Below are 23,100 nucleotides of genomic sequence, written 5' to 3'. Positions count from 1 at the left end.
ATGAGTCATCTAATATTTCTTATGAATGATCTTTCTCATTAGGGAATATAAATGTGCATGAATCAATTGCTGGATGAACATATTTTCGCATCATGCTGTTATATCTAGTTTTAGCAATTGTTCATCCATGCGAAACTTTCTCATTTATAGTTCTTATGTAAAGAATTCATATTTTATTAATTGAATATTCTGTATTTTTAATCGTTTTCATTGCTCTTGTATCAGCTGTTTGAAATGATTTCTCGCACCTGTCTCCTTCCCTTTGTAAACGATTACGACTGTAAAAATAAACATTTACATATCGCCTCAATTTTGAAATAATTCTAATTGAAAATCATTATTATTAAGGAGGCATCAGAAATACCAATGGAAACATACAAAGTAGCCAATATAATTAAAGAGCGTCGATCGATTAAAGAATTTAAGAAAGATCCAATCCCTAAAGAAGTAATATGTGAATTATTAAATACGGCTGTTTGGGCTCCTAATCATGGATTAAGAGAGCCATGGCGGTTCGTGCTGTTTATGAATGAAGGAAAAGAAAAATTAGTTGCTGCTATTGCACAAGAAACGAACAATGGAAAAAATATCGATCGATTACGAGAAAAGCTGCTGCCGATTCCAGCACATTTATTGGTAATCATGAAAGAGGATCCGCGTCAAAAGCAGTGGGAGGAGGATTTAAAAGCGAAAAGTGCATTAATCCAAAATTTTCAACTAGCTGCATGGGAAAAAGGTATTGGCGTTATATGGAAAACAGGTGCTTATATTTATTCACCATCTTTCCGACAAAAAGTTGGAGTAGAACCAGGAGAAAAAATTGTCGGCCTTCTACATATTGGCTATCCTGCCTCAATCCCAGAACCAAAACAGCGGACAAACGCAGAAGAAAAATTGACGATTATTGAATCATATTGAAAGGGAAAAGATTCAAGAGGAAATATTTTGTACAGCCTTCAAAAAATCTCCCACCTCAAGAGATAGAAGAAAAAACCGATCAGCAGGTGGGAGATATATCAGTGTGATGGCAGTGATTCTAATGTGTGCAAAGAAAAAAGCTAATGCTTTATTCAAGGAAGTGTGATTTTTAAATTGATTAGGATTAAGCACGTACTCCAAAAAATTTTTTGATTTTTGCGATAACACCTTTTTCAGGCTCATCTAATGATTGAAGCGGAACCGCTTCACCTAAAATTCTTCTCGCAATATTGCGGTAGGCAATGGAAGCACGATTGTCAGGGTTCATTACAATCGGTTCACCATTATTAGACGCTTTTATTACCTCATCATCATCAATTACAATCCCCAACAAATCAATAGAAAGATGGCTGACAATTTCATCGACATCCAGCATATCACCGTTTTTCATTAAATGATTTCGGATCCGATTAATAATTAATCGTGGCGGCTCAATATCTTCCTTCTCCAGCAAACCGATAATTCGATCCGCATCTCTCACAGCGGAAACTTCTGGTGTTGTCACGACAATCGCTTGATCCGCACCGGATACGGCATTTTTATATCCTTGTTCAATCCCGGCAGGACAGTCGATAATAATATAATCAAAATCTTGTTTTAGCTGATCAATTAATTTTTTCATCTGCTCAGGTGTTACGGCAGTTTTATCGCTAGTTTGCGCTGCAGGCAGCAAATAAAGAAAATCATTAAAGCGTTTATCTTTTACGAGAGCTTGATGAATTTTGCATCGTTCTTGGACAACATCAACTAAATCATAAATAATCCTGTTTTCCAATCCCATGACAACATCGAGGTTCCGCAAGCCGATATCTGTATCAACTAGACAAACTTTCTTTCCCATAATGGCAAGGGCTGTACCAACATTTGCAGAAGTTGTTGTTTTGCCGACCCCGCCCTTGCCAGAAGTGACCACAATTGCCTCACCCATTCATTATTCCCCCTTCAAGCCTAGTTAAATTGGGTCTCAGATGAGCTAATTGTTGAATCCGTTCAATAATGATTGTCCCATTTTCATCAATATATGCGCATTCCATATCATTTCGAAATGATGGCTCCTTCTGATCGGGTGGCCTACTTAAAATATCGGAGATCCTCAGCTGTGTCGGCTTCATCAAGGAGGCGGCAATCACTGCATTTCGATTCCCTTCAAAACCAGCATGAGCTATGCCTTTTAAAGCCCCCATGACAAAAATATTGCCCGTTGCCATGACTGTCCCGCCAGGATTGACATCTCCTATCAGCAACAAATCCCCTCTAATTTTCAACACTTGCCCAGAACGGACGACTTTAGCAACTGAGATAACATCTGCTTCCTCTTTCCACTTCAACGCCTCTTCCTTTGAAATGACATTTGAATCAATTGCATCGACAATTAAATTTCTTTTTTTTCTTATTACGTCTTTTATTTTCTCTTCTTGTTCCTCCGTCAAAAAACGATTTCCAGCCTTTATCGTCACCCTGATCATCGGTTCATTTTCCTGAACATACTGCCTTTTGGAGAGCATCGAATCCAGTTCATTCACAATATCGTGAAACGAACAGGAATCATCTAAATATAATGTCAATCCATCCTTTGTGCCTTTAATCGTTACATAATATGGTCTTTGAGCTTTCACGAAGTTCACCCCAACAAAAATCTATTTCGACAGCAATAACAAAAACTCCTCTATCAAACTTTAAAACTTAATCGTTGTGTTCACCTATTTTCAAGCCCAAAACGAATTTCTTTAAAGGATAGATTAACACACAAGCTAATACAAAATTCAGAGCAAGTGTCGGTAGCAGGCGATCAATTGTAAACAATTGCAGAGGAACAGCTGTCATCCTGATTAGTAAATAAATACCGTATGTGAAAAATTCAAGCAATGCAACGGAAAGCTCAGTTAAAAAAATTAAAACAAAAATATTGGGATTGAGCACCCGCAAAGCTTGCATCACTAAATATGCCAAGGTCGGAAATGAGAAAGCATATATGCCGATAACTTGCGTGTAAACAACATCGAACAATAAACCGAAAACAATTCCATAAATGACGGCAATTTTCCGAGAGCCGTACGCTGCCAAGATGACAATCATCAATAGTAAAAGATGGGGAACTGCCACTTGGTGATCTGAAAGAAAAGGGATCGGAACAAGATCAACGATGATGCTTTCCAATACGAAAATAAACATAACCATTACGGGGAGGAAAAACGTTCTCAAGAGTCTTCCTCCTCTTCCAATTGATTGATATCAACTGTTGGAAGAACCCGCTCGATGATCATGACACGATCTATATCATAAAAGTCAGCTGATGGGGTTATATAAGCTATCTTTGTTAATCCGTACGAATCAAGTTCGACTTTTTTTACTTTTCCGATCACTAAACCTTCAGGAAACACTCCGCCAAGGCCAGAAGTCGCTACAATTTGATTTTCTTTGATTTGAGCATTTGATTCAATGATGTTCATTTCAAGAGCATTTTCCTGCTCACTGTAGCCGACAATGAGGCCGAATACCTTTCCGTTATTCGTATGAACCATTGCTGAAATCCGGTTTTTTCTGTCGGAAGCACTTAAAAGCTGAACGGTGGACGTAAATTCAGAAGTATTTTTCACTTTCCCGATCAATCCTTTTGCCGTTATAACCGCCATGTCTTTTTTGATTCCGTGCTGTTCGCCTTTATCAATTTTGATATAATCATGCCAACGATCAGGATTTCTTGCGATGACTGTCCCTTGGATCGACTTATATTTTCTTATATCGTTATCAGCAGATAATTTTAATTCTTCTTTTAATTGTTTGTTTTCCTGTTCTAATTCCTGCAGCTTTTCCTCCAATTGAATATAATTATTCAGTTGTTTGCGAAGCAGCTCGTTTTCTTCGTATGTATTTTTTAAATGATTCAAATTCTCAAAGAAGCCCGCAATATATTGTGCGGGCTGATGAAATACCTTCTGGACTAGTCCAACCGAATCTTGAATAAACTTCTCCTGCCACGAAAGATTGCGGTCTTCCTTTAGGGAAAAACCAATCAATGCCACCAAAATAATGATCCCGACAAGGAGCACAATTAATCGTTTATTTAGAAAAAATTGTGGCATGATTTACACCTCTAACTTATCTGTGGTCTTTTGTACGATTTTTGAATAGGTGGATATGTTCAAGAGCTTTTCCTGTTCCGACCGCTACACAATCAAGAGGATTTTCCGCAATGATTACAGGCATTTTCGTTTCGTCGCTTATAACTTTGTCTAAATTGCGAAGAAGGGCGCCCCCACCCGTTAAAACAATTCCTCGATCCATAATATCCGCCGCAAGTTCAGGCGGAGTTTTTTCCAAAGTAATTTTTACAGCATCTACGATCGCATAGACAGTATCGCGTAATGCCTCTGAAATTTCTGTCGCAGTAATTTCAATCGTTTTCGGAAGGCCTGTTAACAAATCTCTTCCGCGAATTTCCATGTTTTCAACACCTTCCGGAGCGCTTGCAGAACCGATTTCAAGCTTCACCGCTTCCGCTGTCCGATCACCAATCATTAAGTTGTAGGTTTTACGGATATAGTTAATGATGGCTTCATCCATTTCATCACCGGCAACACGTATAGATTGGCTTGTCACAATTCCGCCGAGAGAAATGATGGCAACTTCCGTTGTTCCCCCGCCGATGTCTACAACCATGCTTCCGGTCGGTTCCCAAACTGGAAGGTTGGCTCCAATAGCAGCCGCAAATGGTTCTTCGATCGTATACGCATCTCTAGCGCCTGCTTGTCTCGTTGCATCAATGACCGCACGTTCTTCAACCGCAGTTATTCCCGAAGGAACACAAACCATCACATAAGGTTTTCGCGAAAAAATACCTGCATTTTTTGTTGCCTGTTTTATGTAGTATTTCATCATCGTAGCAGTCGTTTCATAATCAGCAATCACTCCGTCTTTCATTGGTCGAAGTGCTACAACATTTCCAGGCGTACGCCCGATCATATTTTTTGCATCATTACCAACTGCAACAATTTGCTTTGTATCAGTTTGCAAAGCAACAACAGATGGTTCACGCACTACAATACCTTTTCCTTTCACAAACACTAACGTATTGGCTGTCCCTAAATCTATTCCAAGGTCTCTCGTACCAATTCCAAACATAGCTGTTGTATCTCCCTTTCTTCCAAAATAAATACGTTTTTATATTCATGTAAATGTCTAATCATTATTGAAAAAACCCATAAATTATATTATAACGTAATTTTTCAAAAAAAAAAGTGCTATCAATACCCTGCGTAAAATAAAAATTTGCGAGGTATTTTTCATGAAACTTGATGAAAAGCTGATCATTGTGTTGGACGCCTCAAAAATTTTTACTAAAAAATTTTCCTAGTGGAGAATAGAGGATGAAAAATAGATGTCACAGCAAATACCGCCCGTATGAAAGCCTTGATTTAATTTATCCATTGAGAATAATAACTTAAAAATATTACAAGTCCATACAAAAAATATTATTTTATGTTTACAAATCCCCCCTTTGCACTCTTTATTAGCAATGGTTTAGAATGTCATAAAAAATAATGGTTTTTTCAGTTGATTGTGTTTCAATTCAAATGACTCCAATAAAGTATTACATAACAATTCTGCCGAAGTTTCAAGTTCATCTATTATTGAAAATCACTAAAATATGAGATTTTTCCTCAACTTTGGCTCTTCTTATGTCGCAAACCCTTTATAAATGCGGACATCATTTGGAGCTCGCGAGGCCGTGCAAATGTTTTTTGAAATTCCTTCTATCATGCACTTACGCGTTGTAATAACGTTACTGCCCTGCTTCAAGCAGCTTTTTATCGTGTCTTTGCGAGGCTGGTCAGTATGTTATATACCGTTGATGTCTCCCATCTGTCCCCCTGCAAATTCAGCAAGACGGTGGTTGTTCGCATTACGTGTCTAGAAGCGCAAAAATCTGTCCGAAAAAGCGCTAGCAGTTCAGAATCCAAAGCTATTAACTGTAATACGTGTTAGGATTGATTTTAAATGAAGGCATACTTTTTCACCCATTTATAACTCGGGAAAATAAGTTTTTTAATCATATAAAGTGTGTAAAAATAACTCCTTTTTCGCAATGACAAAATTTTGGGTGAAATGTAAGATTATACATATAAGTGGTTTTCATAAAAACTTTGTTGCTGGAACTGAGGTAGAATGACTAGAGTAAAATGAATTGTTTTTCAATAATAAGTTAGCTGATCTGATGTGGTTGCCAAAAAAAGAACATCAATACAAATTCAAGTGCACAATCACATAGGCAGCAGTGCGACGAGGATCTTAACTTCAGAAGTCTGTAATCTTAAATGAAAACATGCTTCCTTACAATTCATTATAAAAGACAGGAGCATCATATGAGTAATATAAAATAGAACCTTATATATGGAAGTTTTCCAATAAAGTAAAGGGATGCTATTGATTATATATCAAGCCATTCTCCATCAGCAATAGATATTCAAAGATAAAAATTCATAAAACTGCGAATGTCATTTTTAAGCTTAAAAAATTGGAAGTCATTTATCAATAATTTCATAGATCTAATCTTCACACATCATAAAAAGAGGTGCACTTCATATCCAGTGCACCCCAACAATTGACATAAAACCTTTTAAAAAGCGTTATAAATATCCCTTTTCTTTTAAACTGACGTATTTACGCTCTCCGATTATGATATGATCTAAAAGTTCAATCCCGATCAACTTTCCGCATTCGGACAAGCGCCTCGTGACTTCGATATCCTCTTTGCTCGGGGAGGGATCTCCTGATGGATGATTATGGATACAAATAAAAGATGCAGCTGAACATTTCAATGCCTCCTTGAAGACTTCTCTTGGGTGAACAATTGATGTATTTAAACTGCCGATGAAAATCGTTTGCTTATGCAGCACTTGGTTTTTTGTGTTTAAATATAAACCTACGAAATGCTCTTGTTTTAAAAAGCGCATTTCTTCCATGACATAATTGGAGGCATCTTGTGGAGAACGAATGACATACCGATCTTCGTATGCGAGCTGATGAATTCTTTTTCCCAATTCTAATGCTGCTATAATTTGCACCGCTTTTGCTTTTCCAATGCCGGGTATGCCCATAATTTCCTGAACTGACGCCTCTTTTAACATTCTAAGACCCCCGAAAGTTTTTAAAAGCTTATTCGCCAGTTCAAGCACTGATTCTCCCTTTGTCCCTGTTCTCAATAAAATTGCCAGCAGCTCATGGTTGGAAAGGCCTTTTGGTCCGTTGTGTATCAATCGTTCCCTTGGTCTTTCTTCTTCTGGAAAATCTCGAATAGCGAGCATATCTTTCCCCCTTGTTTGTTACCAGTGAAATCCAAAATTTTTTAATTCTCTGTACAGTCTTGAAACAGGAAGACCGACAACTGTAAAATAATCGCCATCAATTTTTTTCACTAGCAATGAGCCGAAACGTTGAATTCCATAAGCACCCGCCTTGTCCATCGGTTCGTTTGTCTCAATGTATTCCAGGATTTCATTGTCTGAAAGCGGCCAAAAAGTAACTTTTGTTGATTCAGAAAATGTCGTATGCTTTTCACCATGAATAATCGAAACTGCTGTTAAAACAGTATGTGTTTTCCCAGAAAGTGATTTTAACATGTAATAGGCGTCACGGCGGTCTTTCGGCTTTCCTAGTATTCGATTTTCGAGGATCACCGCCGTATCTGCTCCGATGACATATGCATCTTTATACCTTTCGGCTACATGAAAGGCTTTTTGAAAGGCAAGTTTTTGAATGGCTTTTTCGGGTTCAGCTTCTTCGTCCAGCCTCTCTTCCAAATTGCTTTCAATCACAGCAAATGGTATTCCTAACAGCTTGAGGAGTTCTTTTCTTCGCGGAGAGCTTGATGCAAGTATGAGGCGTTCCATTTTTATTTCATCCTTTCAACCAATACTATCCGTATGTTATCAAAAAAGGCTTTTGCAAACAATTTTTCAAAAAAGAATTATCTAATCGCCATTAATAAAAACATTTATTCAATTTACAGAAAAAACTACATTATCTAAGGAAAACTGCTTGTGAAAATAAAAAAAGAAAACGTATGCTCGAGCAAACGCTTTCCCGTTATCAAGAAAGTTTTTCAAAAAAATCTAGCAGCGACTGCTGCAGGCTCCATAGCTGTTCATTTGCCGATTTTTCTGTTTGCAGTTTTTTTACTGCTGCCAAAATTGAATCGTCTTTTATTTGGCCAGCCTCATTTAATAATGACTCTACTTTCTCTTGTTCCGGGGCGGTTCCATTCACAAAAGACGAAGACAGCTTCAGCATCTCCTCAACGACCGTTTTTGTTTTTTCGTTTTCCACCTTTCCTTCCCATTTCATCTTTTTCACAAACGTTTCAATTTGATGTGATTCAGCCATGTTTTTCAACTCTTCTGCTGTCTTTTTATCCAACGCTGCCCCAACGAATACGTAATGATCGCCGCCTTGTGGAACGATAACAGAAGGCAATCCTTTAGCCTTTATCTGCCCGCTGACGGTTTCCGCCCCTTCTTTTTTTGTAAATTTTCCGGCTTGTACCATATAAACTTCAAAAACGATGTTTTCCGCACCGCTTGGCGCTGAAGCATTGCTAACGTTCTGTCTTTGAGGAGACTTTGACACATCCCTCAATTCAGATGATACAGGCATTGAATCGTTTGAAATAAATTGCAGGGCTAAAACACCAAAACTCAGTCCAAGAATAACAGCAAATATGATCGATATCACATAATTTTTTATTTTAGGAGGCAGCGTTCTGCTATTGTTCTTTGAGAAGGCTATTTTCGGGTTTTCTTTCTTATCCTCCTCATCATCCGGCAAAATCCAAGGAAAAGATGTCTCCTCTTCGTTCTTATCCTCTGATGCTGCCATTTCTTTTTCAGCCTTCACCTTTTCCTCCCAGCTGGATACTTTTAATTGTTTGCCAGTTTCACTTGGTTCAGCAGAAACATCCGTATCGTTGGAAAAATTGTTTTCCTGACCGTTGATTTTAATGGTTATTTTCGATGATGGCTTGTCCAAAATGATCACCGCCCTTTTTATGCTGGACAAACTTTTTTTTATGCTAACATATGTAAAATAAAAAAGAACGAGACATTTGTCGCCTCGTTCATAATTGTTGTCGTTTTTTTTCGACATCCTCGTACTCATGAGCTATGTTTTATATGTTTTCTCACTTCACCGATAAAATAAAGGGAACCTGTAATAATGAGAACCGTTTCGTCATCCATTGTGTTGATAATCTTTTCATAGGCAAGCTCCCAATTGTCTTCATACTCTTTATCCTTCATGTCGCAAGCCTCGTATAATTCTTTCGCATCAGCTGCTTTCGGGAAATGAAAGGTTGTAAAAATGATTCGATTTGCCGTTTGTGCAGCCTGCTCGATCATTTCTTTATATTGCTTGTCCTTCACACACGAAAATAACATGATGATTTTCTTATCAGGGTAAAACTTTTGTACAGTTTCTTTCAACGCTGCCATTCCTTCCGGATTATGTGCTCCGTCCAAAATGACTCTCGGTTTTTCCTTTACTTCTTCAAAACGCCCTTTCCAAAAAGTGCGCTTCAGTCCTTCCTGTATATGCTCCTCCTCTATGATAAACGAATAATAAACTCTTAAATAATCAAGCGTCATGACACTCAGTGCAGCATTGATCGCTTGATGGTTTCCTTTCATCTGTAATGAAAGGCTGTTATATCGTTTAAAGGGGGTTTGTACAAAAAATTCATCAAAATCTCCTGCGTGAAAATCCCTAGTGAGCCAATAATGCTTTGCTTTTTTTTCTTTTGCAACACGCTCAATGACATCAAGGGCTTCCTTTTGTTCCACAGCTGTAATGACAGGAACTCCGTTTTTAATAATGCCTGCCTTTTGCTCTGCAATCTCTTCTATCGTTGAGCCAAGGATGTTTAAATGATCATGTCCAATCATTGTAATCACTGAAAGAATAGGATTCGCAATATTCGTAGAATCCCATTTTCCCCCGAGTCCTGTTTCTAATAAAACAACATCCGGCACGTTGATTTTGCCAAAATAATAAAACATCATCGCAGTAATGACTTCAAACTCTGTCGGTGCTCCAAGCTCCGTTTTCTCAAGCTCGTCAACAACCGGTTTGATCACATTGGATAGCTGCAATATTTCCTCTTCAGAAATGGGATTGCCATCTATCGTAATTCGTTCATTGAATGATTCCAAATAAGGCGAGGTGAAAGCACCTACTTTATATTCAGCGGCTTTTAACACCTCTTGCATAAAAGCAATCGTTGATCCTTTCCCGTTTGTTCCGGCTACATGAATGAAGCGGCATCTTCTTTCCGGATGATCAAGCTTTTCCATCATCCATTCCATTCGCTGGAGACCAGGCTTTATTCCAAAGGTTAGGCGGGAATGTATCCACTTGAGTGCTTCTTCATATGTTTGAAACATATAAATTCCCCTCCTTGAACTCTCGAACATTTTCAATGAATTTGAATGGCCGGATGTATCATAAACGTTTTGATGGAAGAAAATCCGGGGCATACCCGGATTTGTTTTAGCCTTTCAGCTCCTGAAGGCGTTTTAACACCGCCTGCTGTTTTTCTAAATAGTCCTTTTCTTTTGCCCGCTCTTCTTCTACGACTTCTTTCGGTGCTTTTTTAATAAATCCTTCATTGGCAAGCTTTTTCTGAACGCGCTCGACTTCTTTATTCCATTTCTCTAATTCTTTTTCAAGCCGTTTGATTTCTTCTTCCACATTAATGAGTCCTTCAAGAGGAAGAAATACTTCTGCCCCGCTCACAACAGCTGTCATAGCCTTGTCAGGAGCTTCAATGTTTGTATCAATTGTTAATGAGCTAGGATTGCAAAATCTCTCTAAATAGCTGCGGTTTTTCTCCAACTGGTTTTTAACTTCTTCACTATGAGCATGAATGATCATATCCACCTGCTTCTTCATCGGCGTGTTCACTTCAGCGCGAATATTACGGACTGAGCGAATCACATCAACTAGAAGCTTCATTTCGTTTGCAGCTTTTTCATCAGAAAGCTCCCGACGTACAACCGGCCATGAAGCAATTGTAATCGATTCTCCCTGATGAGGAAGGTGCTGCCAAATTTCTTCTGTTATAAACGGCATAAAAGGATGAAGGAGTCGCAATGTTTGATCTAACACATATGCCAAAATGGAACGAGTTGTCTTTTTCGCTTCCTCATCATTTCCGTACAGCGGAATTTTTGCCATTTCAATATACCAGTCGCAAAAATCATCCCAAATAAAATTGTACAGCACCCGACCGGCTTCGCCAAATTCATATTTTTCCGCAAGTCTTGTAACAAGCTCAATCGTTTCATTTAACCGTGTGAGAATCCATTTATCTACCACTGATTTTTTTCCGTTTAAATCAATTTCTTCATATGTTAAACCGTTCAAATTCATCAGTACAAAGCGGGAGGCGTTCCATATTTTATTGGCAAAATTCCACACGGCTTCTACTTTTTCAAAGCTGAATCTTAAATCCTGCCCTGGGCTTGAGCCGGTAGCTAAAAAGTAGCGCAAAGAGTCCGCACCGTATTTGTCAATAACATCCATCGGATCGACGCCATTGCCTAATGATTTGCTCATTTTTCTTCCTTCTGAATCGCGCACAAGTCCATGAATCAAAACATCTTTAAACGGTCTTTTCCCAGTAAACTCCAATCCTTGGAAAATCATCCGCGAAACCCAAAAGAAAATAATGTCATACCCGGTAACAAGGACATCTGTCGGATAATAGCGTTTATAATCTTTTGCCTCTTTATCAGGCCAGCCCATTGTTGAAAACGGCCATAAAGCAGAGCTGAACCATGTATCTAACACATCTGGATCCTGCTCCCAATTTTCAATATCTTTAGGCGGCTCATGATCAACATAAACTTCGCCTGTTTCCTTATGATACCAAGCTGGAATGCGATGTCCCCACCATAACTGACGGGAAATACACCAGTCGCGAATGTTTTCCAGCCAATGCAAATACGTTTTTTCAAATCGTTCAGGAATAAAATGAACTTTCCCTTCTGTTTTCTGAAGGTTCAAAGCAGCTTCGGCCAAAGGCTTCATTTTCACAAACCATTGAGTTGATAAATACGGCTCGATAACTGCTCCGCTTCGTTCACTATGGCCTACGGAATGGATATGCTCTTCAATTTTAAATAAAATTCCTTCCTCCTGCAGGTCTTTCACCAACTGCTTCCGGCATTCAAAGCGATCCATTCCTTCATATTTTCCCGCTTTTTCATTCATTGTCCCGTCTTCATTCATGACTAATATTCTTTCTAAATTGTGGCGGTTTCCGATTTCAAAGTCGTTCGGATCGTGTGCAGGAGTTATTTTTACTGCTCCTGAACCGAATTCCATATCGACATATTCGTCTGCGACGATCGGAATTTCCCGTCCTGTTATTGGCAGCTTCACTGTTTTTCCGATTAAATGCTTATACCTATCATCATCAGGATGAACTGCCACTGCTGTATCCCCAAGCATCGTTTCCGGGCGAGTGGTCGCGACTTCAATATATCCGGATCCATCAGCCAGCGGATATTTTAAATGATAAAGTGCCCCTTTCACTTCTTTATAAATGACTTCGATATCGGAAAGGGCTGTTTTTGTCACCGGATCCCAGTTAATAATGTACTCTCCTCGGTAAATAAGACCTTTTTTATAAAGCGATACAAAAACCTCTCTTACAGCTTTTGAAAGACCTTCATCAAGGGTGAACCTCTCTCTTGTGTAGTCAAGACCTAGGCCTAATTTTGCCCATTGTTTGCGAATATGGTCTGCATATTCTTCCTTCCATTTCCATGTTTCTTCTACAAATTTTTCCCGCCCGAGATCATACCGACTTTTCCCTTCTTCTCGCAGCTTTGCTTCCACCTTGGCTTGTGTGGCGATTCCCGCATGATCCATCCCTGGCAGCCACAAAACATCGTACCCTTGCATTCGCTTCATTCGGGTAATAATATCTTGAAGAGTTGTATCCCATGCATGTCCAAGGTGAAGCTTACCGGTGACGTTTGGCGGAGGAATAACGATCGTGAAAGGAGTTTTCCCCTCATCATCTTTTGCTTCAAAAAATTTTCCCTCGAGCCAAAATGCATACCGATCCTCTTCAACCGTTTTCGGATCGTATTTTGGGGAAAGAGTGATTTGTGAATTCGACATATTTATGAAAACCTCCTTATTTTCATTCTAAAATATAAAAACTCCTTCCATCCTAAAAGGACGAAAGGAGATGTTTTCGCGGTACCACCTTTTTTCACAGATACGTCTGTGCACTTCTTTCAGGTAACGGCTAATGCCGGCTCCCTTTACTAAAAGCTTTCAAGGAAGCTGCTCCAGGGCGACTTTCCAACGGGATCTCCTAGGAAATCTTCCAGCCTGCGATTTCCCTCTCTGGAAGGAGTCGTTCGTTGTACTACTCCCCTTCAACACATTTTCACAAACTATATAAATTTCTATATTTAATAGTACTAAAAAATTGTTTTTTTCGTCAATATTTTCCCCATCTTCCTTAACCTTTAAACAAAAATCACAAAATGTTCTTTATTTCATAATATAAATTAACAAAGTTGAAGGTGATCAGCATGAGAAAAAAAATAAAACCATACTATATTCAATCGTTTATTAAACAATTCCGATCTACTCTTGAACAGTTCATCGTTCCTTTAACGATTTTTCAGGGAATTCGAACAATCCTTTTACCAACTATGTTTGATATTATTTTATTAGCCATTTTACTATTTCTAGCAGCCGCGTTGTATATGGAACGGGGCTAAAGCTGACAGATCCCTCATTCATTCTGATGCCAATGAATCGTTTTCTAGTTTTTCATTCCATTTTAAAGCAATGTACCCGGTATTTTTCATTTGCCAGTATGCTCTTAACAGCTGTTTGCAATATTCTAATTCTCCCTTTTCGCTTTTCTTTTTTTGATATTGCCGGACAAGCTTTAATAATTTGGCTGGATAAGATAAATAGCTTACCAACAGCAATCTCTCAGTTTTTGTTAAAGGAAGCACTTTTTCGTAATCTGATATATATTGCACATTTTCATCACTAACGGTTGGTTCCGCTTCGGAGAGGTTCATAAACATTAAGAAAAGGTCATAAATTGGAGTAGCAAATGCTGCATCTTCCATATTAATAAAATAAATTTTCCCTTTTGGATCTAACAGAAAATGAGATAAGGAGACATTTACTTTGTTCAGTGCAATTCGCATGTGAGGGGATTGCTTTATTTCGTTATACCACTCATCAAGCTTCGCTTCAGCAAATAAGATGGCTTGCCTCGTTTCAAAATAATAGCTGAAGACCGCCAATTCAAAAGGCGACATATACCATTTTTTTTCGATTTGTTCCATAAATGCTTCCAGCAGGTTGAAATTTCTCTTCCACTTGTTCTGAATCTGTTGATACACATTTTCGAGCTGAACTAGAGGTATGTTGATTTCCTGTTTTGTTTTTTTATGGAGTTTCGCTAAGTGGTAAAAAAGGATTGAGGCATTTTTTTCATCAACGATTGAACCTTCCATCCAAGGCATTAAATAAAACGATTGCGTTGAGTCATTAACAAACACATTTCCGTTCGTTGTCCTATAAATCGGCACGATTCCTAAAGATGGAAAGTCGTGAAAAATTGAATATAATTTTAGAATGTTTCTTTGCTTTTTAATCGTTGTTCGTTTTAAAGCATATGTTCTTTTTTCACAATGAATTTTCAAGACATTTTTTGTTTTTTTCTCTAAATAAATCGGTTTGATTGGATAATGCTGCAAAATCCTCATGGCCGTTTTCAGATCATCGCTCATCTTCCCACACGCCTTTAAAGAAAATAAAGAAAAGCTTGAGGTGGTTGGATCCCTCTCAAGCCGCTTGCAAAAATTACGTTTGTTGTGTTTCAAGAACCGGGATATATAAAATGTCTCCTTCACTAATCTCTTTATCATGGTGAAATTGATTTACTCGATTGAGCTGCTGGAGCGTAATGTTGTAGCGTTCGCAAATATTTTCGAGCGAGTCTCCCTGCTGGACAATGTACATTCTTAATTTAGAAAATTCTTCTTCTTCATTTTTCGTAAACAACTTTGTTAAATATAAGGTGTTATCATTTTTCCTTACAGATTCTTTTTCTTCATCGTCTTTTTCGACATAATTGGAAATTTTATTGATCACTGGCTTTTCTTCTTCAATGCGGCCTTTCTCTTCCAAACTGACTTGATTTTTCTTCGCTTCAACAGTGAATGTATCGTAATCCGTTTCCGTTTCTTCTTCTCTCTTTAATGGCATCATAAAAACAATGTCTGCCGTCTCTTCATTGTCATCCTTTTGAACAACATCACGATCATCTTCGATTTGCTCATTTTGATCGCGTTCGGCTGTATCGAATTCGAAATATTCATTAAGACTTTTCTGTTCATTGTCTTTTTCAATATTTTCCGCTTTGTTGATTGGTTCATCATTGAAACGATTTTCTTTGAGCGTTGATTCGGTTTCATCTTCTTCCCTTTCATCAGACTGTCGAACAGATGAGATTTCCGCTTCAGCATCTATGATCTCGTCCACTTCATTTGCAGCAGTTTCTTCCGCCTGCTCTTCTCGAATTCCGTAAATGGATAGATCAGCTATAAGCTTTAAACCATTTGCTTCCGGAAAATCATAATCAAATGATTCAATCGCCACAAACACCTCTTCTAAATTGGCAATTCTTTTTTTCGGTATTGTAATATCGACCGGAAGCTCGTGTCTAAATTCCATTACACCGTCATTTCTCGCTTCTACATTTTGTATATAACGGGCGATGGAGGAGGTTTGAAGAAGTTTATCGTTCTGTTGCTCCTCTCCATCGAATTTGTATTCTCCGGAAAGCTCTAGAGCACCTTTTATCGTTACATATCCATCATGTTCTTCAATTGAGATGTCAGGTTCCAGTGAAATGGACAATAGTTCAGAAGGTTGAAAATGATGGCGAAACAAGACCGATTCCTCTACCGAAAATCGTAAAACGGACGTTTCTTCAATGGACATGCGGGCTTCCTCCTTTCTCCAATCAATCTAATTTATCGTGCCATTAAAGATGTATGAAGGAGGATGGCAAAATATGCACGGGAAACAAAAATAAAAGGACCAGCTTCAATCAGAAGCTAGTCCTTTTAGCTCGTTATCTCAAAACCGAAAAAGCTTTTTCACATGCTTCAATTGTTTTTTCAATATCTTCATCCGAATGCTCTGTTGACAGAAACATTCCTTCAAATTGGGAAGGCGGCAAGTAAATGCCTTCATCCGCCATAACACGATAATACTTTGCAAAAAAATCAAGGTTTGATGTTTTTGCTTTTTCGTAATTGACAACATCTTCATTTGTAAAGAAAAATCCGATCATTGATCCCGCTCTATTAATCGTATGAGGGATTTCATATTTTTGAGCAGCTTTGCGCAATCCTTCCTCTAATTTATCCGCTTTTCTTTTAAATTCTTTATATGTGTCTGGTGTAAGCTGAATGAGTGTTTCATATCCGGCTGTCATCGCAAGCGGATTTCCTGAAAGTGTCCCCGCTTGATAGATAGGACCGACAGGAGCGATTTTTTCCATGATGTCCGCCCGTCCGCCATAGGCCCCGACTGGAAGTCCTCCTCCAATGACTTTCCCCAAACATGTCAAATCCGGAGTCACTCCAAAGTATCCTTGGGCGCAATGATAGTCAACGCGAAAACCGGTCATCACTTCGTCAAAAATCAGAAGCGATTCGTATTGTTTGGTGATCTCGCGCAAGCCTTCTAAAAAGCCTTCTTTAGGCGGTACAACACCCATATTTCCGGCTACTGGCTCGACGATCACGGCAGCTATGTCTTCGCCAAATTTTTCAAAAGCAAAGCGGACGCTCTCTAAATCATTATATGGAACAGTAATCGTATGCTGGGCAATTCCTTCCGGCACCCCTGGACTATCCGGAAGCCCTAATGTGGCAACTCCTGATCCAGCCTTAATGAGCAGCGAATCTCCATGGCCATGATAACATCCTTCAAATTTTAAAATTTTATTTCTTCCCGTATATCCGCGGGCAAGGCGCAATGCGCTCATTGTCGCTTCCGTACCAGAGTTCACCATCCGCACAATTTCAACGGAAGGAACCCTCTCCACAACGAGCTCCGCCAGCTTATTTTCAATCAAGGTCGGCGCCCCAAAGCTCGTTCCTTGTTCCGCTATTTTCTTTAATGCTTCAACAACTCTGTCATTGGCATGTCCTAAAATTAACGGTCCCCATGAAAGAACATAATCAATATATTCGTTGCCATCAATGTCATACACTTTAGAACCTTTTCCGCGCTCAATAAAGATCGGATTCATTTGAACGGATTTAAACGCGCGCACAGGGCTGTTGACCCCGCCGGGCATCAACGTCTTCGCTTTTTCAAATGCTTTTATCGAACGTTCATATTTCATGAAATGAGCCCCCTTTTCAATAATCAGACTGTTCATCTAACCAACGGGCAACATCTTTTGCATGGTACGTAATCATTAAATCCGCGCCGGCTCTTTTCATGCTTGTAAGCATTTCAAGGACAGTGCCTTTTTCATCAATCCATCCATTTTCAGCTGCCGCTTTAATCATTGAGTACTCGCCGCTTACATTATAAGCAACGACAGGAAGGTTAAAATGATTTTTAACATCACGGACAATGTCTAAATAAGAAAGCGCCGGTTTCACAATTAAAAAATCGCATCCTTGTTTAACATCTGCTTCTGCTTCCCTTAATGCCTCCAGCCTGTTAGCCGGATCCATCTGGTACGTCTTCCGATCACCGAATTTCGGCGTGCTTTCAGCTGCTTCCCGGAACGGACCGTAAAAAGCACTGGCATATTTGACCGCATATGACATAATTGGAATATGAACAAAGCCTTCTTCATCAAGCGCTTCCCGAATGGCTGCGACAAATCCGTCCATCATATTGGATGGAGCAATTATATCCGCCCCGGCTTTTGCCTGGCTGACAGCTGTTTTGGCTAATAATTTTAACGAAGCATCATTTACAATTTGCCCGTTTTCCACAACTCCGCAATGACCGTGATCAGTATATTCACATAGACAAGTATCTGCGATAACGACAAGATCAGAATGCTGCTGTTTAATTTGAGCGATAGCCCGCTGCACGATGCCGTGATCATGGTATGCTCCTGAACCGACTTCATCCTTTTCATGAGGAATGCCGAATAAAATAACTGATTTAATTCCCAGCTTGACAACTTCTTCAATTTCTTCATTTAACCGGTCCAATGAAACTTGAAAAACTCCCGGCATCGATTGCACTGGATTTTTTTGATTTTCCCCTTCGACAACAAAAATCGGATATATTAAATCTTCTTTATGAAGGCGGGTTTCCCTGACCATAGCCCGCAGATTAGCTGTATGCCGCAATCGTCTATGCCGTGCAAAATTCAGCATGATCTATTCCTCCCTTTTTTCTGCGTATGCACACATTTTTTCCAGCATTCCATCAATTGTATATTTTTCTGGCATAATGCAAGTACACTTTATTTTATAAGACAGTAATTTATCTCTTGTTATCGGTCCGATGCAAACAAACACAATATCCTGAATCCTGTTTTCCAACCCGTTTCTTTTGACAATTTGCATAAATGCAGAAGCTGTGGAAGAACTCGTCAGCGTAATAAAATCAATCGTTTTATTTTCAAGCAAATGCAACACTTCTTTTTCATTTTCCAACAATTGTATTGTTTCATAAACAACAAAATCAAAGAAAAAAATCTTTTTTTCTGTTAATACTTCACGTAAATAAGTGCGTGCCAAATTCCCGCGGGCAATTACTATTTTGCTGTCTTGCCGAACATGATCGATTAATTCTTCCGCTAAGCTTTCGGCACGAAACTCTTCAGGACATAAAGAAACCTTCCATCCTATTTTCTCCGCAGCTTTTTTTGTCTTTACACCGACACAAGCAACGTTGACGTTTTTCAGATCTTCTAATTCCAATGACAAGTCTTTTACATGTTCGGAAAAATATTGAACGCCGTTTGCACTAGTAAAAACAATCCAGTCTTTAGATGTTAACTGTTTTAAAACGGGGAGGGCATTGAAATCCGTTTCTGTTTTCCTTGTTGCAATTAACGGAACTTCTATAGGACAGCCTCCCGCCGCTTGAATTTTCTTTGAGAATTCGGCAGCCTGGCTGTTCGCTCTCGTCACTAACACATTAAAACCATTCAATGGTTTTTCAGCACTCATTCATGGTTTAGCTCCTTTCTCACTTGTTCGACCAGCTCTTTGGCGCCTTGAGACGATAGAAGTGCTGCCATATCCTTTCCAAGTAAATTCGGATCTTTTCCAGTTTTCGTCTCTTTATATACCGTTTTTCCATTCGGAGATGCAACAAGTGCTGTTAACACAATTTCTTCATTTTCATCAACTTGAGCTAAACCAGCAATAGGCACTTGACAGCTTCCTTCCATATCATGCAAAAAAGCCCGCTCTGTCAAAACGGCTTTCTCCGTCCGTTCGTCATTTAGTTTTCTTAAAGCTGCAAGCAGTTCATGATCATCTTCTCGGCATTCTATCGCCAAAGCTCCCTGACCGACTGCCGGAACGCACATATCAGGCGGTAAAAAGTACGCATTTTCCAATTCGTCTTTCCAGCCCATTCGTTTAAGACCTGCTGCTGCTAAAATGATTGCATCATAATCGTTGCCTTCCCGCAGCTTCTTTAGACGCGTATCAATATTTCCGCGAATCCAACGGATGGTTACATCGGGGCGGACGGCTAAAATTTGGGCGCTCCTTCTTAAGCTGCTCGTTCCAACAACAGCGCCAACTTTCAAATCTCTTAAAGTTTGGCAATCCTTCGAAATCAAAACATCGCGGTAATCTTCTCGTTCAGGAATGCAGCCGATCGTCAAGCCATTCGGCAAGACAGCCGGCACATCCTTCATGCTGTGCACGGCCATATCAATATCACCGTTTAGCATAGCCTGCTCAATTTCTTTTACAAAAAGGCCTTTCCCGCCTACTTTTGAAAGAGTGACATCAACTATTTTATCACCTTTTGTGACAATTTCTTTTATTTCGAATTCAAATGGGGCCCCAAGCTCTTTTAATCTCTCGATCACCCAATTTGTTTGGGCGATTGCTAACCGACTTCGCCTTGACCCGACAATAATTTTTCGCATAAACATCCTCCTGAGCACATGCATTAATGGAAATTCGATAAGCTTCCAAATAAAAAGAAATTAATTAACAGCACTAAAAATGAGGCAACGTTTAAAAAGGCAATTCTTTTCCATTGCCACTCTTTTACTACTCTGGCATACAAATAAAAACTGTATATGCCTAAAACAGAAAATGAGCCGATCACTTTTGCATCATACCAGTTCAAATTTGGTACCTTTAAATAAGCCCATATCATTCCTAAAATGAGAGCTAGCAGCAATATAGGTACACCGATCATATTTAAAACATATGTCATATAATCCAGTTTTGCCAAATCTTGAATGCGATGAAGCCTTTTCCCCCATTTTTTCTTTTTTAATAAGTTGTGCTGTATCAAATAAAGAATGGAAAAAACAAATGAAAGCGAAAACGCTCCGTATGATAGTATCGCCATCGTGATATGGATCAATAACAGTTCTGAAATTAACCTGCTGGATACTTCAGTCGATACTGCCTCTGAAGGAGCAAACGTCCGGATGGCCATAATGATAAAACCAATGACATTCGTAAAGAAGACAATAAAATCGACTCGAAGCAGCCGGTTGATCACAAGGGAAAGAGTGACCAATACCCATGCATAAAAATAAAGGCCTTCCGCTACGTTTAAAACCGGAAATCTGCCCGTTTGCGCCATTTGCGAAAATAAAAAAAAGGATTGTAAAACCCAGACAATAGAAAGTAACCAGAAGGCTATTTTGTTTGCCTTCCGGTTATGATGCAAAAAATCTATAAAATATAAGAAAACGCTCAATGCATATAAAACAATCATCAATTCGTTTAATCTAATGATATTCCAATCAAACATATATTAGTTTTTCCTTTCACTTACATTTCAAGTGAAACATTTTTTGAATGCGTTTTTAATTGAACGGAAGGAGTTTGTTCTATTAATTCCTCATCTAAATCTAAATTAAAAATCTCTTTAAACAATTCCAAAGATTGTTCGCCATTTGGAAGAGCAGCCAGCTCTTTCACTTTTAAAATCGGATCTCTCAACATTTGATTGACAATGCTTTTCGTATGTTTATTTAATATTTTTCTTTCGCGTTCTGTCAAATTCGGCAGCTTCCGTTCAATACTTTTCATTGTTTCCGATTGGATAAGAAGAGCTTTTTCCCTCAATGCAGCAATAACCGGAACAACCCCTAATGTATTCAGCCATTTCGAAAACTCCAAGACCTCTCGCTCGATCATGATTTCAATTTGTTCAGCCGCTTCTTTTCTTTCCTGCAAATTCGCTTCGACAATTCCTTCCAAATCATCGATATCATATAAAAAAATGCTGTCTATTTCACTCAATGCAGGATCTAAATCGCGTGGAACCGCAATATCCACCATCAGAAACGGGCGGCCTTTTCTTAACTTTTCAACATCTAACATCATGTCTTTCGAAATCACAAAACTCTTTGCACCTGTTGAACTAATTAAAATATCTGCCTCAATAAGCGCACACTGAAGCTCAGACATCATTTTTGCTTGTCCGGAAAAACGCTTCGCCAATTCATTCGCTTTTTCAAATGTACGGTTCATAACTGTAATTTGTTTGACTCCGCTGCCATGTAAATTTTGTACGGCAAGCTCTCCCATTTTTCCTGCGCCTAAAATAAGCACATGCTTGCTCGATAGGTCGCCGAAAATTTTTTTTGCCAATTCCACGGCAGCATAGCTGACGGAAACAGCATTTGAACCGATTTCCGTTTCCGAATGTGCTTCTTTAGCCAATGTAACTGCCTGTTTAAACAGTTGATTAAAAATCGTTCCGATCGTGTTATGTTCTTGAGCTAATAAAAAGCTTGAACGGACTTGTCCTAAAATTTGCGTTTCGCCTAAAATCATAGAATCCAGGCCGCATGCCACCCGAAACAAGTGCTGGACAGCCTGTTCATTTTCAAAGTATTTTAGATACGAATCGAACTCCTCAATGTCCATATTGAACCATTCAGCTAAAAATGCTTTTATATAATAACGCCCTGTATGAAGCTGATCAACAACTGCATAGATTTCTGTCCGGTTGCAGGTGGAAACGATCACGTTTTCCAAAATGCTTTTTTCATTCTTCAACCGTTTCATTGCAGAAGCTAAATCATTGCTGCTAAAACTCAACCTTTCGCGAATTTCAACAGGGGCTGTTTTATAATTTAACCCAACAGCTAAAATATGCATCTCCGACCCCCCAAAAGCAAATACATACTGACTTTATTATAACAAAATATCGACAAAAAAATGTGAACAGTATATGAAACTGTATGATATGATGAATTAAGTAAGAAACAGATATAAATTATATTAATTATTACATTAAAAATATTATCAAAAAAGAGGGCCGGAATCAAGTCATCAAAACAGAGGTGATCGTTAAGTGCGTTGGACGTTTGTTGCTATGATTATGCTGGAGATCGGGCTTTATTTCTTGTTGAAAAATTTCGATCTCTTTTTCAATATGAACATGAACACTTTGCCTTTCTTTTTTATCATGTTTGGCATCGCCTTTATGGTTCAGGCAAAAGCGGAAAAGGATGACCAAGCAATCGTTCCTGCCGTTCTGCTGCTTGGCCTTGGCATCCATTTTTTATGGGGAAAATCATTCCCGTTCTGGCCTGATGATTTAACCGCAATGATCTGGATCATTGCCCTTGCTTTCATCATTCGGTCTGCTCAAACAAAAAGCGGGTTTGCACAAGGATTTATCCTTCTTTTGATCGGAAGTTTCCTTTACTATTTTCCGTCCGCTTTGACATCTTTTATTCAAAAGAGCGTTTCCAATTGGCAAGCCTTTTGGCCGATTCTTTTTGTTATTGCAGGTTTGTATTTATTGTTTTTCAGAAAAAAATAAAAGGAAACAGCTCGAAGCGGTAAAGCTTCTCGAGCTTTTCCTTCTGCA

The 23,100-nt window shown here is 38.9% G+C and carries 21 protein-coding genes and 1 other annotated feature; of the genes, 3 read left to right on the top strand and 18 right to left on the bottom strand.

The annotated features are described in order from the left end of the window. Positions 1 to 366 precede the first annotated feature (366 nt). Positions 367 to 918, top strand: coding sequence for a nitroreductase (locus tag NSQ94_RS05645; protein WP_339230336.1), 552 nt, complete (start codon positions 367 to 369; stop codon positions 916 to 918). Between the two features lie 184 nt (positions 919 to 1,102). Here the strand turns inward: NSQ94_RS05645 and minD are convergent, their stop codons facing one another. From minD to NSQ94_RS05595, 10 genes are all read right to left on the bottom strand, one after another. Beyond that, entirely contained in the window at positions 1,103 to 1,906 is an 804-nt protein-coding gene (gene minD, locus NSQ94_RS05640) for a septum site-determining protein MinD (RefSeq protein ID WP_063387946.1), read from the bottom strand. Beyond that, positions 1,899 to 2,603, bottom strand: coding sequence for a septum site-determining protein MinC (minC, locus tag NSQ94_RS05635; protein ID WP_082829524.1), 705 nt, complete (start codon positions 2,601 to 2,603; stop codon positions 1,899 to 1,901). Before minC ends, minD begins: the two co-directional genes overlap by 8 nt. A gap of 58 nt (positions 2,604 to 2,661) precedes the next feature. Continuing rightward, positions 2,662 to 3,180 carry a rod shape-determining protein MreD gene (gene mreD / locus NSQ94_RS05630; protein WP_144597691.1) on the bottom strand — a complete coding sequence of 173 codons (519 nt, stop codon included), beginning with the start codon at positions 3,178 to 3,180 and terminating at the stop codon, positions 2,662 to 2,664. Then, positions 3,177 to 4,061 carry a rod shape-determining protein MreC gene (gene mreC / locus NSQ94_RS05625; RefSeq protein ID WP_063387943.1) on the bottom strand — a complete coding sequence of 295 codons (885 nt, stop codon included), beginning with the start codon at positions 4,059 to 4,061 and terminating at the stop codon, positions 3,177 to 3,179. The genes mreD and mreC overlap by 4 nt, the downstream gene beginning before the upstream one ends. Positions 4,062 to 4,077: 16 nt before the next feature. After that, on the bottom strand, positions 4,078 to 5,100 hold the full coding sequence (locus NSQ94_RS05620; protein ID WP_063387942.1) for a rod shape-determining protein: 1,023 nt from the start codon (positions 5,098 to 5,100) through the stop codon (positions 4,078 to 4,080). Between the two features lie 1,505 nt (positions 5,101 to 6,605). Continuing rightward, positions 6,606 to 7,283, bottom strand: coding sequence for a DNA repair protein RadC (gene radC, locus NSQ94_RS05615; RefSeq protein ID WP_130156096.1), 678 nt, complete (start codon positions 7,281 to 7,283; stop codon positions 6,606 to 6,608). An 18-nt stretch (positions 7,284 to 7,301) separates the two neighbouring features. Next, entirely contained in the window at positions 7,302 to 7,868 is a 567-nt protein-coding gene (locus NSQ94_RS05610; protein WP_066249731.1) for a Maf family protein, read from the bottom strand. Between the two features lie 199 nt (positions 7,869 to 8,067). Then, positions 8,068 to 9,003 (bottom strand): SPOR domain-containing protein, encoded by a 936-nt coding sequence (locus tag NSQ94_RS05605; RefSeq protein WP_161939813.1) that lies wholly within the window; start codon positions 9,001 to 9,003, stop codon positions 8,068 to 8,070. A 125-nt stretch (positions 9,004 to 9,128) separates the two neighbouring features. Beyond that, positions 9,129 to 10,412, bottom strand: coding sequence for a folylpolyglutamate synthase/dihydrofolate synthase family protein (locus NSQ94_RS05600; RefSeq protein ID WP_066249739.1), 1,284 nt, complete (start codon positions 10,410 to 10,412; stop codon positions 9,129 to 9,131). A gap of 106 nt (positions 10,413 to 10,518) precedes the next feature. Beyond that, positions 10,519 to 13,161, bottom strand: coding sequence for a valine--tRNA ligase (locus tag NSQ94_RS05595; protein WP_311066365.1), 2,643 nt, complete (start codon positions 13,159 to 13,161; stop codon positions 10,519 to 10,521). Between the two features lie 53 nt (positions 13,162 to 13,214). Further along, positions 13,215 to 13,437: a binding site (T-box leader), on the bottom strand. 146 nt (positions 13,438 to 13,583) lie between these two features. Between NSQ94_RS05595 and NSQ94_RS05590 the strand changes: the two genes are divergently transcribed. After that, positions 13,584 to 13,775 carry a hypothetical protein gene (locus NSQ94_RS05590; RefSeq protein ID WP_063387843.1) on the top strand — a complete coding sequence of 64 codons (192 nt, stop codon included), beginning with the start codon at positions 13,584 to 13,586 and terminating at the stop codon, positions 13,773 to 13,775. 18 nt (positions 13,776 to 13,793) lie between these two features. Here NSQ94_RS05590 and ysxE read toward each other — a convergent pair whose 3' ends face one another. The 8 genes from ysxE to hemA all read right to left on the bottom strand — a co-directional run bounded on the left by ysxE (position 13,794) and on the right by hemA (position 22,382). Continuing rightward, a complete protein-coding gene (gene ysxE / locus NSQ94_RS05585; RefSeq protein ID WP_066249750.1) occupies positions 13,794 to 14,807 on the bottom strand; it encodes a spore coat protein YsxE in 1,014 nt (337 codons plus the stop codon). A 73-nt stretch (positions 14,808 to 14,880) separates the two neighbouring features. Further along, complete coding sequence (gene spoVID, locus NSQ94_RS05580; protein ID WP_339230333.1) at positions 14,881 to 16,023, bottom strand: stage VI sporulation protein D; 1,143 nt, start codon at positions 16,021 to 16,023, stop codon at positions 14,881 to 14,883. A gap of 133 nt (positions 16,024 to 16,156) precedes the next feature. Next, a complete protein-coding gene (gene hemL, locus NSQ94_RS05575) occupies positions 16,157 to 17,440 on the bottom strand; it encodes a glutamate-1-semialdehyde 2,1-aminomutase (RefSeq protein WP_144597683.1) in 1,284 nt (427 codons plus the stop codon). A 16-nt stretch (positions 17,441 to 17,456) separates the two neighbouring features. Next, positions 17,457 to 18,440: a porphobilinogen synthase gene (gene hemB, locus NSQ94_RS05570; RefSeq protein WP_339230331.1), complete on the bottom strand. Its 984-nt coding sequence runs from the start codon at positions 18,438 to 18,440 to the stop codon at positions 17,457 to 17,459. Between the two features lie 3 nt (positions 18,441 to 18,443). Continuing rightward, positions 18,444 to 19,241 carry a uroporphyrinogen-III synthase gene (locus NSQ94_RS05565; RefSeq protein ID WP_144597679.1) on the bottom strand — a complete coding sequence of 266 codons (798 nt, stop codon included), beginning with the start codon at positions 19,239 to 19,241 and terminating at the stop codon, positions 18,444 to 18,446. After that, the gene (gene hemC / locus NSQ94_RS05560; RefSeq protein WP_339230329.1) at positions 19,238 to 20,179 is read right to left on the bottom strand and encodes a hydroxymethylbilane synthase; all 942 of its coding nucleotides are present in this window, start codon (positions 20,177 to 20,179) and stop codon (positions 19,238 to 19,240) included. The genes NSQ94_RS05565 and hemC overlap by 4 nt, the downstream gene beginning before the upstream one ends. 23 nt (positions 20,180 to 20,202) lie before the next feature. Further along, on the bottom strand, positions 20,203 to 21,024 hold the full coding sequence (locus tag NSQ94_RS05555) for a cytochrome c biogenesis protein (protein WP_339230327.1): 822 nt from the start codon (positions 21,022 to 21,024) through the stop codon (positions 20,203 to 20,205). A gap of 20 nt (positions 21,025 to 21,044) precedes the next feature. Next, the gene (hemA, locus tag NSQ94_RS05550; RefSeq protein WP_094246302.1) at positions 21,045 to 22,382 is read right to left on the bottom strand and encodes a glutamyl-tRNA reductase; all 1,338 of its coding nucleotides are present in this window, start codon (positions 22,380 to 22,382) and stop codon (positions 21,045 to 21,047) included. Positions 22,383 to 22,578: 196 nt separating this feature from the next. On the opposite strand from hemA, the gene NSQ94_RS05545 reads away from it, so the two are divergent. After that, positions 22,579 to 23,052: a hypothetical protein gene (locus NSQ94_RS05545; RefSeq protein WP_339193183.1), complete on the top strand. Its 474-nt coding sequence runs from the start codon at positions 22,579 to 22,581 to the stop codon at positions 23,050 to 23,052. The last annotated feature ends 48 nt before the right edge of the window (positions 23,053 to 23,100 follow it).

Origin of the sequence: Aeribacillus sp. FSL K6-2833, from assembly GCF_037965815.1 — a bacterium.
GTDB classification, from domain to species: domain Bacteria; phylum Bacillota; class Bacilli; order Bacillales; family Aeribacillaceae; genus Aeribacillus; species Aeribacillus composti.
The sequence above is the reverse complement of the archived record's forward strand: the minus strand, read 5'-3'. Positions and strand labels throughout refer to the sequence as shown.

Coding starts and splice junctions, on each gene's coding strand:
- NSQ94_RS05620 (WP_063387942.1), bottom strand. CDS start 5,100: ATGTTTGGAATTGGTACGAGAGACCTTGGAATAGATTTAGGGACAGCC.
- hemC (WP_339230329.1), bottom strand. CDS start 20,179: ATGCGAAAAATTATTGTCGGGTCAAGGCGAAGTCGGTTAGCAATCGCC.
- NSQ94_RS05600 (WP_066249739.1), bottom strand. CDS start 10,412: ATGTTTCAAACATATGAAGAAGCACTCAAGTGGATACATTCCCGCCTA.
- ysxE (WP_066249750.1), bottom strand. CDS start 14,807: ATGAGCGATGATCTGAAAACGGCCATGAGGATTTTGCAGCATTATCCA.
- NSQ94_RS05590 (WP_063387843.1), top strand. CDS start 13,584: ATGAGAAAAAAAATAAAACCATACTATATTCAATCGTTTATTAAACAA.
- NSQ94_RS05555 (WP_339230327.1), bottom strand. CDS start 21,024: ATGTTTGATTGGAATATCATTAGATTAAACGAATTGATGATTGTTTTA.
- NSQ94_RS05565 (WP_144597679.1), bottom strand. CDS start 19,241: ATGAGTGCTGAAAAACCATTGAATGGTTTTAATGTGTTAGTGACGAGA.
- hemL (WP_144597683.1), bottom strand. CDS start 17,440: ATGAAATATGAACGTTCGATAAAAGCATTTGAAAAAGCGAAGACGTTG.
- NSQ94_RS05610 (WP_066249731.1), bottom strand. CDS start 7,868: ATGGAACGCCTCATACTTGCATCAAGCTCTCCGCGAAGAAAAGAACTC.
- spoVID (WP_339230333.1), bottom strand. CDS start 16,023: ATGTCCATTGAAGAAACGTCCGTTTTACGATTTTCGGTAGAGGAATCG.
- hemB (WP_339230331.1), bottom strand. CDS start 18,440: ATGCTGAATTTTGCACGGCATAGACGATTGCGGCATACAGCTAATCTG.
- mreC (WP_063387943.1), bottom strand. CDS start 4,061: ATGCCACAATTTTTTCTAAATAAACGATTAATTGTGCTCCTTGTCGGG.
- NSQ94_RS05645 (WP_339230336.1), top strand. CDS start 367: ATGGAAACATACAAAGTAGCCAATATAATTAAAGAGCGTCGATCGATT.
- NSQ94_RS05595 (WP_311066365.1), bottom strand. CDS start 13,161: ATGTCGAATTCACAAATCACTCTTTCCCCAAAATACGATCCGAAAACG.
- minD (WP_063387946.1), bottom strand. CDS start 1,906: ATGGGTGAGGCAATTGTGGTCACTTCTGGCAAGGGCGGGGTCGGCAAA.
- radC (WP_130156096.1), bottom strand. CDS start 7,283: ATGCTCGCTATTCGAGATTTTCCAGAAGAAGAAAGACCAAGGGAACGA.
- hemA (WP_094246302.1), bottom strand. CDS start 22,382: ATGCATATTTTAGCTGTTGGGTTAAATTATAAAACAGCCCCTGTTGAA.